This is a genomic window from Pelagicoccus mobilis (assembly GCF_016595505.1).
GTDB lineage: Bacteria > Verrucomicrobiota > Verrucomicrobiia > Opitutales > Opitutaceae > Pelagicoccus > Pelagicoccus mobilis.
The window spans coordinates 1-18,435 of sequence record NZ_JAENIL010000046.1 but is presented as its reverse complement, the minus strand read 5'-3'; the positions used below and the strand labels follow the sequence as shown (position 1 = coordinate 18,435).

The following is an 18,435-nucleotide window of genomic DNA, read 5'->3' as shown; positions in this document are numbered from 1 at the left end:
GGAGAACTCCCACTCGATTTTCGTAATGAATTCCAAACTCACAAAATCCCTCCTCCTAACCATTGCGTTAGGACTCACCTCCCTCGCTCAAGCGCAACTTCGAGCGCCCCAAGTAGAAGCTGCCCTACGAAAAACCGCTGATTGGCAACTCGCCCACCCAAACGAGAATCAACTCCGCGAGATCGGCATCCGTCAGTGGCACATCGCCCCGCTCTACGACGGACTTCTTCGCCTCTCCTACATGACAGGAGATCCCAAGTACCTAGGCGAAATTGTACGCGTTGGCGGGCTCGCGAACTGGGCACCTGGGACCCGACCGTATCACGCTGACGACTACGCCGTCGGACACGCTTGGCTGGAAATTTACTCCCTCGATTCCAAACACCCAGAACGACTCAAACTCCTCCAGAAACATGTCGACCACATCATCGAATCCGCTCCCAGCGTCGATCTGACTTGGTACAGCGAGAAAAAGACCTCGCAACGCACCGAAAAACACCACGATCGCTGGTCTTGGTGCGATGCCCTCTACATGGCTCCCCCTACCTTCGTTCGACTCTACGAAGCCACCGGCGATGAGAAATATCTCGATTTCATGGAGAAAGAGTGGCGAGCCACCCACGAAACGCTCTTCGATACAGAATCAAAACTCTACTACCGCGACACACGCTACATTGATCAACGTTTAGAAAACGGCAAAAAGATCTTCTGGTCCCGTGGCAACGGGTGGGTTTACGGAGGCCTCGCCCTAACGCTCGAAAAGCTACCGCAAGAACACCCCTCTCGTGCGTTCCTCGAGGAGATCTTCGTAGATATGAGCGCATCGCTCAAAGCACGCCAACAAGCAGATGGCTTGTGGTATCCAAACCTCGACGACGCCGCTCACATTCCGAGCAAGGAAACCAGCGGCTCCGGTTTCTTTGTCTACGGATTGGCTTGGGGTATCAATCAAGGCCTACTGCCTAAACAAGAATACTGGCCCCATGTAGAAAAGGGCTGGGCGGGGCTCCAGAGCTGTGTTCAAGCCTCCGGCATGCTTGGGTACGTTCAGCCCGTTGGAGCGTCACCCGAGGATAATATCAAGGCCGAACTCACTCACGTCTACGGTACGGGCACCTTCCTCATGGCGGGCTCCGAAATCCTGAAGGCACTCGGCAAGGAGGAGGTCTCCGACAAGTACGCACTCTTGCAAGCCGCTGAAACCGAAGCGACCGGCCAGGGTGAAAAGCAGGCTCTCGCCGTCTACCAGCCCTACCGCAAAGACGACATTGCTTGGGAAAATGACAAGATGGCGTTTCGCGTCTACGGTCCCGCCCTCCGCGACTCACCCGAGAACAGCGGCATCGATTGCTGGATGAAAAGCGTACCCACGCCGATCGTACAAAAGTGGTACGACGAACATCTCTCGGGCAAAATGAGTTACCACAAAGACACGGGAGAAGGCTACGATGGATACAAAGTCGGTCCTTATCGCGGCTGCGGTGGTACTGGACTTTGGAAGAACGGTGAACTCGTAACCTCTAACGTCTACCGCTACGGTCACGTCATCTGGACCCGCCCGGACGAGGCAAAAGTTTCCCTCACCTACTATTACGGCGATGGGAATTTACGGGAAACCAAGACCATTTCACTCAAAGTCGGTGACGAACTGTGTTCCGTCGAATCACGCTTCTGGGGACCGGCTGTGAACTCCGATACAACACCGTTCCAGGTCGCAGTCGGACTCACTGCTCAAGGCGACAAAGCCCAAGCCCTTTCTTCACGAAACGAAAGCTGGCTCGCGATCTGGGACCAATATCCAAACGGAGACGAAATCGGCACTGGAATCATCCTAGAACCAGACGCCTTGCGAGACATCAAGCAACTCGGCAAAGGCAAGAACAGCGAGCTCATAGCCATCCTCGAAACCGACGCCAGCAACACGGTCCGCTACCAGATGGGCTTCACCTGGATCCGAGGCGACCTACCGCGCAACCTACACGACTGGAGCCAGAAACTCGCGCAATAAGCACTCCTACCAGCCCCTCTAAGTCCACCCCATGAGAAACCTCCGACACATTAACACAGTTCTGCTCACCGCCCTCCTCGTTTTTTTGATGGCATGCTCAAAAGCTAAACACACCACCAACGACTTCTTCGCCACAAACGGCTGGGGCGAAGGCGTCGCCGTTGTCCAGCACCCCGCTGGTGAGCATCACGACGGCATTACCTATGTCGCCTATCAAGGAATTCTCGAAGATCCCTACGTCGCCGCTTACGACCACGAAAAGGACGAATGGCACGGCCCCTACAAAGCAGGAGTCAGTATTCTCGGCAAAGACCCCAAAGGTAAAATCGATAGCCACGGTAAACCCACGCTGATCATCGACGATCTAGGATATATCCATATCTTCTACGGAGGCCACGGCGGCGTCGAGGAGCTCCATGGCGAAAACGTTTTCGGCAACTCTCACTCCGGCGAAAACAAACACTCCGTATCCAAGAATCCCCTCGATATCACGAGCTGGGAATACCTCGACAACGTCTCTCCCTTCGGCACCTACAACCAAGCCGTTAAAATGGACAACGGGGACCTCTATCTCTTCTATCGCCACGGAGCCCATCGCAGCGATTGGGTGTATCAAAGATCCACTGACAATGGGCGCACCTTCGAAAAGCCCGTCTCTTTCCTCAAGTACAAACGACGTAGCGACGATCTTGGCGCCGACAGCTGGTACGCCTATGTTTCCAAAGGGCTGGGCGACGACATTGTAGTCGGCTTCGACTACCATTTCTGCTGGGATAAGGACGCACCAAGGAACAATCGCGGAGGACACTCCACAGAGCGAAAGAACCTCTACTTCATGACCTTCAATACCGCCGACAACACTTGGACAAACATTCATGGCGAGCCTCTCAACATCCCACTCACCAAAGAAGAGGCCGATCAAAAAACGCTAGCCGTGAATACCGGCGACAAATGGACCTTTAACGGAACCACAAAAGTCGACGCGGAAGGCAACCCACACATCGCCGCTTATATCGGCGAAGACATTGGCTGGCAAATCGGCGGCCCTAAAAACGCACGTTACTTCCGCTGGACCGGCAAGGAATGGGCCGGCAATTTTGACAACGGTCTCCCGATCGGGCGCGGTGATTTTCTGGCATCGGGCGAGAAGGTCCGCTTCCTACTCAGTGGAGTCGATCCCGAGATCGACAAGACCCGGGTGCTCTGGTGGGAAAGCAATAACGGTGGAGCCAGTTTCAAAGGAGGCAAAGAACTCCTGCGCTTCGGCGACTACTTCGAACCGGAATCTAAAAACCTCTACGGAGACCGCCCTGCCTCCCTCAGCAACCTCGACAGCCCCGGTTCCGCCGCCAGCGCCTTCATCCGAAACGCCCACCCCGACGCCCGCCTCATCGTAGCCGAAAAACCTGACGGCACCCCCTACCGGCGCATGTACCTCGTCGGCGACAAAGGCCCGATCAGACGAACCTCACCCAAAACAAACAAAAACTGATTGGAGTGACCCATTTCTCTGACAACACACAAGTGTCGTTTCATGCCCAAACCGTAGCGCGGTGCTTCAGCCCGCGTCCACGCAGTTTGGATCCTACCTTAGCGAAGCGGGCTAAAGCACCGTGCTACGTCCTGCCACAAACGCATAATGACATTACACTCGTGTAAATCTCCGAAGACACAATGACACGCACGAAACGCATACTCGCATTTTCCGCCTACCTAACAGGACTGATCCCACTCGCCTCCGCACAAAACGTCGCCCCTTCCTGGATCGACTTCGTGGATGGGCGAGCGGAAGGACGCGAAACCACTCTCCCCGACTACTCATTCGCAGGCTACCACTTCTCGGAGCGGCCGATTCCCAACTCCTCATCCTGGACACAGCTGCACGTCACTGATTTCGGTGCCATCCCTGATGACAACCTTCTAGACATTGAAGGTATCCAAACCGCCCTCGACGCAGCTCACGCGGTTGAAGGCCCAGTCGTGCTGAATTTCCCAGCCGGGCGTTTCATCCTTGGAGCGGGCGAGCTGAAAGACCATGTATTCGAAATCAACCGCAGCCACATCGTTCTCAAAGGAGCGGGCGATAGCGAAGGCGGTACCGAACTCTACTTTCACGAATATCGCGATAGAGAGTTGCCTGAGAAACCAAGACTTCTCGTCCGCCCTCCCGACTACGACCGTATAAACAAAGACCAGACCCTCCTAGCCGAGTGCGTCGAGAGCGTCCCGCACGGAGCCTTTTCCATCACCGTCAAAGACGCGAGCAAGCTCTCGGTCGGACAAGACATAACCCTCTTTCACCAAAGCCTCGAAGCGGTTCACAAAGTCGCTGAAGGTCTTACCTTCAATCCGCTCTGGAACATGGGCAAACGTGGGATCCGTATTTACGAAGAACATACCATCACTGCAATCGATGGGAACCTCGTTACCTTCAAAAACCCCGTGCAACTCCACATTCCGGAAGGAGCAGGCACGACCCAAATCTGGCCTTATAATCCAATCGAAGAGGTCGGCATCGAAGGCATTCGCTTCAGCAGCGGTTGGGCTCACTACCCGCAAGACTTCAAACATCACATGAATTGGGAAGTCGACTATGCCTACCGAGGAATTCACCTCATGGCCGTCAAGAACTCTTGGATACAGAACTGTACAATCACTGACTGGAACGTCGGTCTCACCCTCGACGATGCCCTCGCAGTCACAGTTGAAGATGTCACCTTCAGCGGCAAGGCCGGACACACCTCCGGCTACCCTCGTGATTCCTACGGTGTGCTCTTTAACCGTGTTATCAATGAAACCGACAATTGGCACGGCATCGGATTTCGTTGGACGACCACCGCCTGCGTCTTCCTCGATTCTGTCATGACCGAAGACCAGTCCGTCGATTGCCACGGTTACCACCCGTATTCAAACCTTATCGACAGCGTTAAGGGCGGTCGCTTCACCCACAACGGAGGCAATCAAGGCAGCTACCCAAATGGCGGACCGCACATCACCTTCTGGAACTTCGAGCACAACGCGAGCGCTCCAAGCACCGTCTACGATTTCTGGTCACCTGAAGTACGCAAGATTCACAACTACGTGAAACCAAACTTTGCAGGCCTCCGCTCCCCCGGAGAGGAGATCGTCTTTCAAGATGTGAACAAGGGAGAGGTCGGTCTCGACGAGCTACGCAACCAAGTCGCCTACCCACCCTCTCTCTTCCGTGCCCAACTACAACTCCGGCTTCACGGAAGTTTAATCACCGCCAACAATGCTGCCCCCGGTCACCCAGCCAGCCTCGCCAACGACAGCGATCCCACCACTAAATGGATTTCAGATGGAGAGCTCATCAACTCCGAGCTTATCCTCGACCTCGGCACCATCCAAACCGTATCCGGCGTTAAGATACAAGAACACACCGGCAACGTCGACGGCTACCAACTCCACGCCTGGCAAGACGGGGCCTGGGTAAAAATCCACGAGGGCAAGAAGATCGGCTCCGACCACACCGCCGACTTCGATCCAATCGACACGCGACGCGTGAAACTAACCCTTACCAGAGCAAAACGCGGCACTCTGGCCGCCATCGCCGAGTTTGATCTAATAACCCAATAAGCCCAGTCTCCAAGAGATAACTGTTATAAAAGTCTTTAGAGGCAGGCTTCTATGTTCGATCATTTGACTGAGTGTTGGAGCAGGTCGCGGTAAACCGCTCATCGTTGATTTTGGCTACTGCTGACGCCCCCCTTTAGATGCGCCGAGCCTAAAATGGCACGACGATAAATTCTGTCACGTCTACTTCGATAGACGCTTGCTCCAATCATCGATATTCTTCGAGAGCTCGCCTCTGATCCAAGTGAAGCCCATGCGGTAGTGGATTTGCCCTTCCGCATCCGTCTTGAGCACTGCGATCGACTCGCTGCCTTTGCCTTCACCGATTCGCTCGAACCCCTGCAAGGCATCTGGATCGACAGAAATGCCTGTCCCAATTTCATCGCCATTGGGGAATCGATCCCAAACTGCCATCCAACCTTCTTTCTTAGAGAACTCGACTTGCGGGTCTTTTCCTTGAGCAGTGAGACCGACAGCGACCTCCAAATCCACGAGAGCTGGCCCCCACTTCCCGTCAGAGAATCGTGATGACACTTCACAAAATTCATCGCCTAGCTTGAGCGATATGACCTTCTTCTCGCGAAGAACTTCGCGACTGTCTCCTTCGCCATAATAGTAATCCAATCCGATCTGCAACTCGTCGCGACGCGTCCACATAATCGCTGCAGTCTTCCAAACATTAGACGTTTTCAAGCGGCCATCCTCCCAAAGTCCCGTTCCTCCACAACCACGGGCCGAACCGACCTTGTATCCATCGTAACCTTCGCCGTGGTCCTTGTGATAGCTCTTCTTGCCCGCAAAATCGTCTGCGTACCATTTGCGAATGATCGGAGAAGGAACGCTCTTCATCCAGCAGTCGATACCACTGCCTTCAGGGGCATCCTTCAACGCTGGACCATAAACGCGGAAGGCCATCTTGTCGTTCTCCCAAGCAAGATCGTCCTTGCGATAAGGCTGATAAACAGCGAGAGCTTCCGGCACGCCATCGCCAAACGCCATCTCTTCCGCTCGGTCGAGCAAAGCCGCAGTCTCAGTGACTTCGTCGACACCGAGCGTCTTCAAAATCTCGGTACCAGCCAAAAGAAAGGCGCCCGTTGCATAGACGTGCGTGAGCTCCGGCTTAATATTGTCGACTGGTGCTGCTCCAACAGGCTGCACGTAACCGAGCATACCCGTATCTTGAATACAGCTCATCAAGCCACTCCAGCCCTTTTCGATACTCGGCCAGTACTCTTCCTTGGAGAGCAGGCCATTGTTGACGCCCCAGGCCATTCCATAAACATAGAAGCCGGTTCCACTGGTTTCTTTCATTGGAATATCCGTTGGGTCATCAAGATTCGGATACCACAAGCCATCCGCCTGTTGGCGCGCCTTGAGCGAAACGCTCATTTCCTTGAAGATGCCCTCTAGAAAGTCCCTGAGAGAGTGTTCCTTCGGTAACTTTTCCAAGGTCAACGCGAGACCGCCGTAAACCCAGCCATTGCCGCGAGACCAGAAGGTTTTCTTTCCATTCGGCAAACGCTTCTCGATAAAGCGCGAGTCACGGAAATACAATTGCGATGACTTGTCATAAAGAAGGCTATGAGTCAGTCGCCATTCCGACTCGATGAAATCGATATACTTCTCATCTCCGGTAATCTCGTACAAACGAGCAAGCGTCGGTGGAGCCATGTAGAGGGAATCTGCCCACGACCAGCGATCATGGTGCGTTTCCACGCGACCACCAACCAGCTTTCTTGAAGCATGCTCCAAACCGACTGTGGCAGGATGAGCGAGAATGTAATCATAGCGCTTCTTCCAAGGGGCGAGGCGTTCCTTATGATTGCGATCCAGCGAGTAGATATCCAACCAAGCATGCCCCACAGCAGCATCATCCGCATTATACACTTCGTCGCCAGGAGACCAATTGGTCAGTTCCGCCTGACGTACGACTTCCGACAAATAGCGAGCATCACCGGTAATAAGCGACAAACGCAGCAAGCCGTCATAGAGCGAGGCCATATGCCACTCGCGAATGCCAACCGGATATGCTTGGTTTTCATTGGGATGGGCAAGCTGCCAATCGGCACTATGCCTCAAAGCCGCCTCGACGCGATAAGCGTCGATCTGTGAAAAAAGCGGCGCCGCTAGGCAAACCACGAAAGATATGAATAATGTTCTGAGCATGTAAGGGGTGGACAAAAATCGATAGAGGGCGGCGAGAATTAGCCGACGCCTTCGCCTTCGAACGTTTTCCGACTTCCCGAAGGCATGCGATATCACCAGGAAAGACCGCTCCGTCAGGCAACGGGCCGATATAGAGAAGCAAATCCGATCGTCAAAGAAGCGACCAATACGGTTATGTTCTTTTACTCATCTAGAAGTCTATTCGCCTATTTGATTCGAGTTTTAGTTCAGTATCGTTCAGCACCAATACGCCCTCCACATTATTGGGAAGCGTGACCCATCCGGATACGACGCCTTCGGTGTCCTGTTTGAATTGACCTTCTATATAGCCATTCGCGTGAGGAATCTTGAACTTCGCTCGCTCTAGAGCCCCTAGGGATGGCTTGATCTTTATTTTCGAAAATCCCGGCCCAACTGATTCCACGCCACAAACAAGCGTCAGAAAATGATAGTTTGGGCTCGAGCTCCATGCATGGCAATCGGATCGGGTGGGATCAGGTTTTTCAGCAAAGGTCGTGAGGCCGCTGTCGAGCATTGCTCGCCATTGATCGAGAAGACCAAGGTATTGGGCTCCCAAGCCAGATTGCTTCAGGGCTTCATGTAAATAGAAACGGAAATACATGGTACACTGACTCAACGATACATCACTGATCACCTTTTCCATGATCTTTTTGTGATTCAAGCCCAAGGCATTCTCTGTATCAGCTAGAACCAGCAAGAGACTGGTATGCTGACTATAATCTTCCTGTTCTGGAGTGTCTGCCAATAAATAGCGTTCAGAATTCCAACACGACCTATAGAGAGTTGCCAGAATCGCTTCCCTTTTCTCCCTACAGCCCTCTGCCTCGATGTTCCAGCCAAAGTGCCTGTACAAATTTTCAGCATCCCTTAAGGCGAGAGCCCATTGCAGGTTCAATATAGAACTAATACCATCCTGATCAACAGGAGGCATCCCAGGTTTCCTCCCCTTTCCGTCATGCCGCCACTCTCGCGTCCAGTCGACGAAGTTCCACCAGGAGTCTGCGATATAGAGTCCACTCTCAGCATGCTGATTCTCCTCAAACCATTCTAAAACGGAACGCACCCCTTTTAGTTTGCTCCGCACAAAATCCGCATCTGGATTTAGCATGAAATAGTCGTGAAGCATATTTATCCACACCAGCGAATAAGGTGGAATATACTGTGGATCCTTACTTGGATATCTACTGAGCGTTAAACCGATCGAGGTTCGACTATTGTCAAACAACTCGATGGCCTTGCGCATCAAGGTGTCATCTCCGCTCACAAACTTTGTGACCAAAGCTTGAATACGCGTATCCCCCACATACATCAGTTGCTCATAATAGGGGCAGTCGTAAAAAACCTCGTGAGCACACAGCCGTTGCGTACGCCAACCGACTTCCCAAATCTTGCTTAGCTCCGGATCGTTTGTCTCGAACTCAGCCCGCTCTTCCAACGGATAGGCAGAAAAGACACTATCAAGTCGTTTCAGTTCGAGTGGATCAGAGGCCGTTTCGATTTCAACAAGCACATATCGGAAGGTTCGAAAACGGAGTGGGCGATAGAACTGATCGTCGCCTCCGTCTGGCAAAAATCGATCGAAGAACCCTCTGAACACCTTGCCTTCAACTTCATTACGATCGCCTTTCTCAAGTCCCACCTCACGCAGAAAGAGAGATTCAGCATAGCCTAGGCTTATCTGGCTTCCAGCACCTCCAGCCAGGACGAGTTCAGGAAATGCTTTGGTGAGTACTCCTTGATCCAGAAGAAAGCTGCAACGAGTGTTGGGCCCAATTTTCACGGTCTCCTGCCCTGCGAGGAAAGCGTCATCAACTCGGCACCCATTCGCCTTGCGCACAGCTGCAAACGTCTGCCGTTTGCTTTCCATTAATGGAATCATCCTCGGCACCATTGACCAGGTAACCGCTGTCCCCTGCTCGCGGCTACTCACTCTTCCAACAACCTCAACAGGCTCCCAGTCCCCATCAGAGAACGACTCTTTCTCCCAGCCCCATGGCACCAGTTTCCCATCGATCTCAACTCCTGGGTCCGTCACCATGTAGGCTTGGATCTGCTTCTTGTCTATCGGTATCGGGGAGTAGGCTTGGTTCTCGATTCCGATCCACGAAGTATTGGTGTTCACCACCGATTCCAAGGCGCTGTTTCCCTCGATGAGCAATCCGGTACGACGGCTGAACTGAGCCTGTGGTCTGTGAATGCCAAAATTCCAAACCTGAACAGCCAACACATTAGATCCTGAGTTCAGAAAGGGAGCAATATCAACGGATTCATAGCGCCAGTTTCCCAAATCCCCACGGGCGGGACCAATGAGAACTGGAGAACCGTTTACGAACAAACGATAACGGTTATCCGCCGAAATATGGATTATGAACTCACTAGGCGTACTGCCTAGCACAAACGGTTTCCTGAACAAATAAACTCCATAGTCGTTTGGTTCCGTACCCTTTGGAGCAACCCAGGATGCCTTCCAAAATCGCCCCTCCATGTTTTTTGGGGAAAGCTGAAGAGGTGTGTGCATCTTGGCAGAAATAGCAGTGATAAAGAAGAGTGAAAGCAGCGTACTAAGGCAGATCTTCATGTTGAGGTATTTTGCAAAAACTACAGTTCGAGGTATGTGAGCCACCGATCAGCGTGTCCACAACAAGGCGCCACTCGAGCAATCGTCTACACTCAAACGGAACCGTCGATAGCCCGATCATTCACATCGTTGAATAAATATTGAAAGGAGTTGATTTGCCGTTATGCACTAGGATTTCGATTCCTTCCCCAAGTTCACCTCGCTACACTTGGAACGTTCACCCAAACCAATACGACAGGCTCAAACTATGAAGATCACGATGGATGACATCGCGGAAAAGTTGGGGATTCATCGATCAACCGTTTCTCTGGCCTTGAGAAACTCCCCAAAGATCTCGGCTACCACACAGAAACGGGTCAAAGAAACGGCGATCCAAATGGGATACAAAGCGAATCCCTATGTCTCAGCTCTGATGCGCAGCCGTCGTAGCGGAAAGGATCCTGACAATCCTCCAGTAATTGCCCTAATCACGGCCGATCGGACCAAAGAGCATTGGAAAACTGGATACAATCCCAGACGGTTTGTTGATGGAGCAAACAAAGTGGCGCAGAACCTGGGAATTCGGCTTGAACCGTTTTGGGCGGGAGACACGTCCCACGAGCGTTTACATCAAATTTTACTTAGCCGGGGGATACAGGGAGCTGTCTTGCTGCATCATGGCGAGCTTCGTAACAAGCTACACCATGATTGGACAAACCTCTCTATCGTCAACTATGGCATTTGCGACCACTCCTTCAATACAGACTGGGTCTCGGCCGACCTATACGGCAACATGGAGTTGATTTTGGATACCTTGAACAACAGGGGTATCGAGCGAATTGGGTTCGTGATGGCTCCCCCCTACACTTTCAACAACCAGAATCGTTGGTTGTCCTGCTATGAAAGCGACCAACGACAAAAGAGTGAAGCCAAGCGGCTCGAGCCATTGATACACGAATCACCCAACTTCGACCGCTTCAAACGCTGGTTTAAGAAAAACCAACCTAAAGTGGTGCTTTGCGTACGCCCTCCAATGGTTATCAGATGGTTAGAACGAATGAACCTACGAGTTCCCGAAGACGTCGGTTTGGTAACGGTGGGAAACGCCGAAACCGATGGCGAGATATCTGGAATCATAGAGCAGCCTGAGCTGTGCGGGAAAATCGCCATCGAGATGCTTATGAGCCACATACACAACAATGAGTTTGGCGTTCTCGAGGAGCCACGCTTAATAACAGTTCGCGGTCAATGGAATGAAGGGCGAACCCTCTAGGCTTTCACCAGCCCCCTCAAAACTCCCTACGGTTCGACAGCTGTCTCTCCCGGTTGTAATAGTCTCGGAGTGATTCGCTCGTTTTCTTCAACCAGCTGACCACAACGTTTCCTCATTTCTTGGAGCACTCCGCGATATTGCTCACTACCCGCGAGGTTAACTAGCTGGTCCGGATCGATCTTTAGATCGTGCAAAAACTCATAAGCGGGATTCTGGTCGATGTACCGAGCATAAACATAGCGCTCCCCTCTTACACCTTCCCACTTTGGGATATCCGAACGCTCCATTAAATGCTCGCACAGAAAATCCTGACGCCAGGAACTCGCTTGAGTACCGTCAATCAATGAGAGCAGACTTCTGCCTTGGTATTCAGCGGGAATGTCAACACCAGCTATGTCGAGCATCGTTGCCGTCACATCTATGTTCAACGCCATTTCCTCCGCCTTGCTCCCCCTGTTTTCAGCAGGAACGCGTGGATCGAATATAATGAGCGGAACTCGGAGGGATTGCTCATAATGGCTCCATTTCCCTGCCAAGCCTCGATCCCCCATATAATATCCATTGTCACCCATATAGATAATGACAGTGTTTTCATCCATCCCAGTGAACTTCAGTGTATCCCGAATACGTTTGATCGACGCATCAATCCCGCTGATCATCCTGAAATAGGCACGCATATTCCGTTCAAACTTCTCGACTGTATCCCATCTCCAAAAATAGCGTTTGCGGTTCATCGAATCCTTCAGAAATTTCGGCAATGCCTCAAAAATACCTGAAGCTGAAAGCCGCGGAGCCGGAATGTGAACATCCTCATACATCCCATCCACAGATTGAGGCCAAGGAAAGTGGTTGGACAAGTCGTTGTCCTCCGCATGCGCTGCATTAAAGTTAACGGACAAGCAAAACGGCTGCTCCGCGCTGGCTGTCTTTAGAAAAGCAATTGAGCTATCGGCAATGAGATCTGTTTCATGCCTAACACTTCCATCCAATTGCTTTTTGAAATAGGGGTCACGCCCGATCGGATCAAAGTAGTCGAACATCTCACCTTCAAGCCCACCTGTAGTTGAAACTCCATACTTCCCAACCAATCCGGTTCGATAACCGTTTTTGCGCAACACGGCAGGATAACTCCTAGAAATGTCGCCCGCATCGATCGGTAGCGTACCAAAAGTAAAACCATGACTTCTCTCGTATAGCCCCGTAAAAATGGAAGCGCGACTCGCTGCGCATATCGAGGTTGTAACAAACGCATTGGTAAAATGAATACCAGACGATGCCAAACGATCGATCTCAGGCGTTTTAACAATAGGATGCCCCGAGCACCCCAAAGTATCGTTACGCTGGTCGTCGATCAAAAAGAATACTATATTTGGCGGATTCGCCTCTGCCCGCCCTTCTATACAGATCCCAAACAGGCAGACTAGCAGTAAAGACAATATTCGTTGTATCATTGTGGTAATATTAATTGCAATTAAATGACAACTCCAAGCTTGGGCACTCTCAGAGACTGTCCAATAAATCGAATCTAAATGTCTGTAGACGCGATCGTTGATCGCGTTACGCGGTCAGCGACCGCGTCTACAGTTTTCGAATCGATCTCCAATGTAGTTTACTCCACTTATTGACAGTCTCTAAGCGGTTTTGGCTTCGGGATAAACCTAAAGAATTAACGATCCCCCTGAAAAAAAGATGTCCCTTATCCGACACTACGGACAAGGAACACCCTGTGTGAAAATCCTAAGCTTGTTTACTCCCTAAAAAGTAAAGGTGTTTGTAAGCTGGACGTAGCGATCACGACCGACTCTCCACGCTGCCACCTCTCCATTAGAATTGATGCGAGTCGCGTTGATATCATCGTCGCCTATGAGGTTCTGGATGTTCATCTGGACCTTCCAATTCACCTTGTCATTGAAAACTTTCTTCTTGTAGGAGGCATGAAGTCCTACGTTGAAGAGATCCGGTCCAGTAAATGGATTATCGAGGTCCGAGCGAATGATGCCATCGACTTCAATATCTGGATACCCAATTGTCGCTCCCTCGCGCCAACGCATCGAACCGCCGACTGAGAGCCCCTTGAACTTGCCATCTCTAGCGAAGTTATAGTTCGTAACGAAATTAGCGCTATATTTCGCGAGAGCCGTGGACACCTTTCCATTTGCCGCCTCGGCATTTGCCAATGGCTTGCCAATTTTGATCCAGTACCAATCAGCCCATGTTTGGGCGGCACTTTTGTTCTCGTCAAAGAACTGCTCGAGATAAGGCAAACGCTGGTCGTTATAACGGACTAGGTCTAGAGCAGAGTTGGCCTGAACAGTCTCGACTTGGGTCATATTGAAAGCCATGCGCCACCTCGGCGTAGGATTGTAGATTGCCTCGAACTCGATACCTTCAGAGACGAAGTCATTCGTATCCCCTACGTTATTGGGCTTTTGATAATTGGCATCGAATCCCGGATTGTTTGGGTCCTTATCCCCCAAAGGATGCTCCCACTCAGCCAGCCTGTTGTTTCTTTTCAAGTAACCATATAGCTGACGCTCAACAGAGTTAATCCCCCAAGATGAAAGAAAGCCCACAGAACGATTGTCTGAGTTTACCTGAGAGGTTTCAAACCAGTTAACCTTTACGAGCAACTTATCATTGAAGGCGTCGAACGAGACCCCCCAATCCTTCCCTTCACCTCCAGCTGACGGAATCGCCTCACGGAAAATGTTAACTTTCTGAGCTGAGACCGCGAAGTTCTCCGACTCATTGTAGTGGAAACGAATCCAATCTTTTGGAGCGACAACAATACCTTTAGTCATCGTTTCTCCTGATTGTGGCTCCGTGTCGGGTTCATCAGCAAACTGCCATCCAGGCAGACTCGTATCCAGAGACACAAGCCCTGTCGTAGCATCCGGAGCAGGTCCTGTCAGGTTCCAGGAAGAAATTTCATCGTGGCGCCAACCAAAGGTAGTCACAACCTTACCATTCAGGAAGAAACTCTGAAGTGCCCCCCCATAGCCCTCGACTTCACTCTTGCTACGATTCGTCGGGGGATTGTGCACGAGTCGCTCAGTTGTAGACTGGGTTTCTTGCCAAGTCCCGGAATCCACATCGTAGTAATCAAACGTATAACTGCGTCCTGAAATCGGTCCTACACCATCACCTGGAAAGGCAGTGTAGTTTGGAAGATTCCCCGTGAGCGGATCTCCAACATAGTAGAACTGGCCAAATCGGTGATTCGCGTTCTGCAGATGATTGGACCAAGCAGGACCGTTCATCTGAGTGATCTTAGGCTCCCAACGGTAAAGGAATCGTTCCGTAGTATTTTCTGAATACACTCCTGTAAGCTGGTGACGACCTAGGTGGCGAAAAACGCCATCAGCCTTAGCGGCAAAATCGAGTTCATAAGAACCCGTCGCACGCCATGAATTTGCGTCACTCACCGTATTTGAGCCAAGGCCACGACCGTACACGAACGGGCGAAGGAAGTTGGGGTTGGGATCCCCATTGATCAGCCTTTCGTTCACATCCACCGCAATTCCTGCGGTTTGATTCATAATATGCGAATAACCATCATTTTCAATGCTATCTTCATAGTATCCGAATTCGAAGAAAAGGTCTTCTGTCACCTTTTGCTCGAGCGTGATGGCTATCTTTTCATCGGAGCTATTCTGGTAGGATTGTCCTAGCGTGTGGATATCCACATCCTGATACGGAAAAATGCGTTCGTCACTAACCTGCTTGTCAAACTCATACACATCCTCTTGCGGATCGGAACTACGGTAGAAACGCCGTTCTGGATCCAATCCTCCCCCGGTAGGACTGACGAGACGCGTGAAGCTCGTATAATCCGGGACAGTTGAGTTCATGTCAGTGAAAGCCATGAATGCATTGCCTGCGATTCCCGCTATTTCACGAAACGCCTTTGCTTGATCCGGATCAGAGAAGACATCCGAAGGGAGCATCCCTTCATTCGCTACGGGATCCCAGGTAGGTCGACCAGCTGCAAGCCAGCCTGAAACATTGTCCTGTGGCGGCGAGTAACGAGCTCTGCGAGCCTTGTTTTCACCATGCTCGGCCCCCAGCCGTATCGTAGTTGCTTTGATCGGTTTCGCTGTTACCGCCAAAAACACGCGCTGATCATTGTCGAAGGCCCGATCAAACTGGAACTTCCCATGTTCATCAAGGGCCATCAGACGAACAGCCAACTTATCATCGACCAAGACCTTATTGTAATCAATCGTACCGCGTACACTGCCGAACGAATCCAACTTAAGCTTAAAGCTTCCCACTCCTTCGCCGAAATGGGCCTTTTTCGTAGTGTAATCCAGGATACCCGCCGGGCTTCCCAATCCAAACAGAACAGAATTCGGTCCCCGGACAAGGGTCATCCGCTCGATGTTGTAGGAATCCAAATTTCCATTACCGACCTGAAAGAAATCAGAAGTCACATCGACGCTCGATAAGCCACGTACCCGATTATTGCCAGGATTTGGGCTCGCTTCAAGGTAACCATTAACAACGGCTGACGTATCAGTCACGAGGTCAGTCTCAACGCCAGCGACATACACCAAAGTGTTTTCGATGTCGGTCGCGCCGAGGTCTTCCATGAACTCCGAAGTGACCACAGATATTGATGCAGCAACATCCTTTAGCTCACTTTTCAATCGACTGCCCGCAAGCGTGCTTGTTGCACGGTAACCGGTGTCGTCACCTGCTTCGATGGTAAAAGGTGAGAGCTCAAAAATCTCTTCACCCTGAGAGTCGTCCTGCGAAAAGGCACTGATCGCAGGAACGGTTGCTGCCAAAAGCAATGAACAAATCTGCTCAAACCTTTTGGATCCTTTGCTTGGTATAGGTATTAGTTCCACTTGGTTTTGGGGTTGGTGGTTCTGGACGGCGGTGTCGCAAACATAGCCGACAGCCGCACGTAGTTCGATAACTCAAAACAATGAAAACCAGCTCGCAAAAACGATCAATTCCGCCCTAGGTCACATCGTTGACCTCCTCTATTGGCCTTGGTCCGCATTTGGAAACAAACTCTGTGCCAACAAAAACTCCCCGCCTAAAAGATCCAAATGTTCAATACAAAGCTCGGTTTGAGCAGGACCACAGGGACTCAGCTACTTAGCAAGTCAACTACGTGAATTCTCAGGAGATTGATCACTCTCTGCACCTTACATTCCATGACACGATTCGTACCAAAAACATTTCCCCATGAAAAACAGCTCTTCCCCCAACATTCTTCTAATCTTCACCGACCAACTTAGGGCAGATTGCATCGCCGAGCTTGGAAATTCGAAGATCAAGACTCCCAACATCGATCGACTTGTTCGCGAAGGAACGACTTTCAATCGTTGCTACACACCGAGCCCCGTATGCGTGCCCGCACGGCATTCATTGACCAGCGGATTGCCTCCACACGTCACCGGTTGCGTAGACAATGTCGACATCGAACCGGGGGATCAAAGTTTCATGGAGAAACTGGTCGAACAGGGGTACGAGACTCACGGTGTCGGCAAAATGCATTTCTCCAAGGAACTGGGCGATTGGGGATACACCAGTCGGGACACGTCCGAGGAATTGGAACAAGACGCAGACCGCGACGACTATCGGGACTACCTGAAAGCGAACGGGTACAATCACGTCCAGGACCCGCACGGACTGCGCAGCGAGTTTTATTACGTGCCGCAGCCATCGCAGCTACCAGAGCATCTACATAACACCCATTGGGTTGCCGATAAAAGTATCCAATTTCTGGAGAACCGCGACACAAGCAAGCCGTTCTTTCTCTGGAGCAGCTTCATTAAACCGCATCCCCCTTTTGAAAGCCCAAATCCCTGGGGTCGCCTGTACCGCATGCACGAAATGGACGAGCCTATCCTGCCGGAAGGGAGCGAGCAGCACATCTGCTTTTGGAACAAACTCCAGAACCGCTACAAGGTAAGAGACGGAGGCTCCTATGACCGCAATATGGCCCGCATGATCAAAGCGGCCTACTACGCCACAGTTTCATTTATCGATTATAACGTCGGACGCATTCTCGACAGCCTCGGAAGCGAAATCGACAACACCTTGATTCTCTTTTCAGCGGACCACGGGGAAATGCTCGGCGACTTTGGCTGCTATGGAAAACGAACTATGCTCGATCCTTCCGCCAAGGTGCCGATGATCGCCCGCTTACCCGGAGCGTTTCCAGAAGGCGAACGTTGCTCCCTGCCAACCACACTACTCGACTTGTATCCAACTTTCCTGGATTTCGCTGCATCTGGCGCTGAACGCCCCAGTCGCGAAGGAATCAGCCTGAGCGAAGCGATTGACGAGAAAAAGGATGACCGAATCGTCTTCAGCCAATACTCTCAAAATAGGCTCGGCCTCTACATGGCCACCAATCGCCAATACAAGTACATCTACAGTGCTCCCGACAACCGCGAGTTCCTATACGACTTATCCAAGGACCCTCTGGAGCTGTATAACTGTTTCGGAGACGAAGCTCATCAATCCGCGGGGCAAGCCCTGAAGCAAGCGTGCCTTGAGCGGTTTCGAGCTGACGACTATAACAAGGCGATTAGCGGAGACGACTGGAAGCGCTTCCCAGCAATGGCCCCTCCTGCAGCGAACTCCGACGACGGCATGCTCTTTCAGGACCCCACTGCGCTAGACGATCAAATCTCCCAGCTCGGAGAGTATGCCCGGCCAATGGAAATCAAAAACAGCGATTGCTTCCGTGTTTTCGAACGCCTGGTGAAAGAGTCGTTAAGTTAGCACCAAAAGGCTCATCCGCAAATGCGGTGGATGTGGCCGTTCACAGATTTCAGTTCTCGTGGGAAGCGG

General features: G+C 51.5%; 9 protein-coding genes. 5 read left to right on the top strand and 4 right to left on the bottom strand.

Features of this window, described 5'->3' with window-relative positions; translation table 11 throughout:
• Nucleotides 1–25 precede the first annotated feature (25 nt).
• From JIN87_RS20885 to JIN87_RS20875, 3 genes are all read left to right on the top strand, one after another.
• Nucleotides 26–2,008 (top strand): glycoside hydrolase family 88 protein, encoded by a 1,983-nt coding sequence (locus JIN87_RS20885; protein WP_200357568.1) that lies wholly within the window; start codon nt 26–28, stop codon nt 2,006–2,008.
• 31 nt (nt 2,009–2,039) lie between these two features.
• Nucleotides 2,040–3,500, top strand: coding sequence for a BNR-4 repeat-containing protein (locus JIN87_RS20880; RefSeq protein WP_200357567.1), 1,461 nt, complete (start codon nt 2,040–2,042; stop codon nt 3,498–3,500).
• 182 nt (nt 3,501–3,682) lie between these two features.
• Nucleotides 3,683–5,605: a DUF4955 domain-containing protein gene (locus JIN87_RS20875; RefSeq protein ID WP_200357566.1), complete on the top strand. Its 1,923-nt coding sequence runs from the start codon at nt 3,683–3,685 to the stop codon at nt 5,603–5,605.
• Nucleotides 5,606–5,785: 180 nt separating this feature from the next.
• On the opposite strand, the gene JIN87_RS20870 is transcribed toward JIN87_RS20875, so the two are convergent.
• Both JIN87_RS20870 and JIN87_RS20865 read right to left on the bottom strand, forming a co-directional pair.
• A complete protein-coding gene (locus tag JIN87_RS20870) occupies nt 5,786–7,768 on the bottom strand; it encodes a glycoside hydrolase family 88 protein (protein ID WP_200357565.1) in 1,983 nt (660 codons plus the stop codon).
• Between the two features lie 190 nt (nt 7,769–7,958).
• On the bottom strand, nt 7,959–10,367 hold the full coding sequence (locus tag JIN87_RS20865; protein ID WP_200357564.1) for an alpha-L-rhamnosidase-related protein: 2,409 nt from the start codon (nt 10,365–10,367) through the stop codon (nt 7,959–7,961).
• Nucleotides 10,368–10,614: 247 nt separating this feature from the next.
• On the opposite strand from JIN87_RS20865, the gene JIN87_RS20860 reads away from it, so the two are divergent.
• Complete coding sequence (locus tag JIN87_RS20860; protein ID WP_200357563.1) at nt 10,615–11,619, top strand: LacI family DNA-binding transcriptional regulator; 1,005 nt, start codon at nt 10,615–10,617, stop codon at nt 11,617–11,619.
• Between the two features lie 26 nt (nt 11,620–11,645).
• On the opposite strand, the gene JIN87_RS20855 is transcribed toward JIN87_RS20860, so the two are convergent.
• Together JIN87_RS20855 and JIN87_RS20850 are read right to left on the bottom strand one after the other, a co-directional pair.
• On the bottom strand, nt 11,646–13,070 hold the full coding sequence (locus tag JIN87_RS20855) for a sulfatase family protein (protein ID WP_200357562.1): 1,425 nt from the start codon (nt 13,068–13,070) through the stop codon (nt 11,646–11,648).
• Between the two features lie 303 nt (nt 13,071–13,373).
• A complete protein-coding gene (locus JIN87_RS20850; RefSeq protein ID WP_200357561.1) occupies nt 13,374–16,472 on the bottom strand; it encodes a TonB-dependent receptor plug domain-containing protein in 3,099 nt (1,032 codons plus the stop codon).
• A gap of 346 nt (nt 16,473–16,818) precedes the next feature.
• Here JIN87_RS20850 and JIN87_RS20845 point away from each other — a divergent pair, with 346 nt between their 5' ends.
• Nucleotides 16,819–18,366: a sulfatase family protein gene (locus tag JIN87_RS20845; RefSeq protein WP_200357560.1), complete on the top strand. Its 1,548-nt coding sequence runs from the start codon at nt 16,819–16,821 to the stop codon at nt 18,364–18,366.
• Nucleotides 18,367–18,435 lie beyond the last annotated feature (69 nt).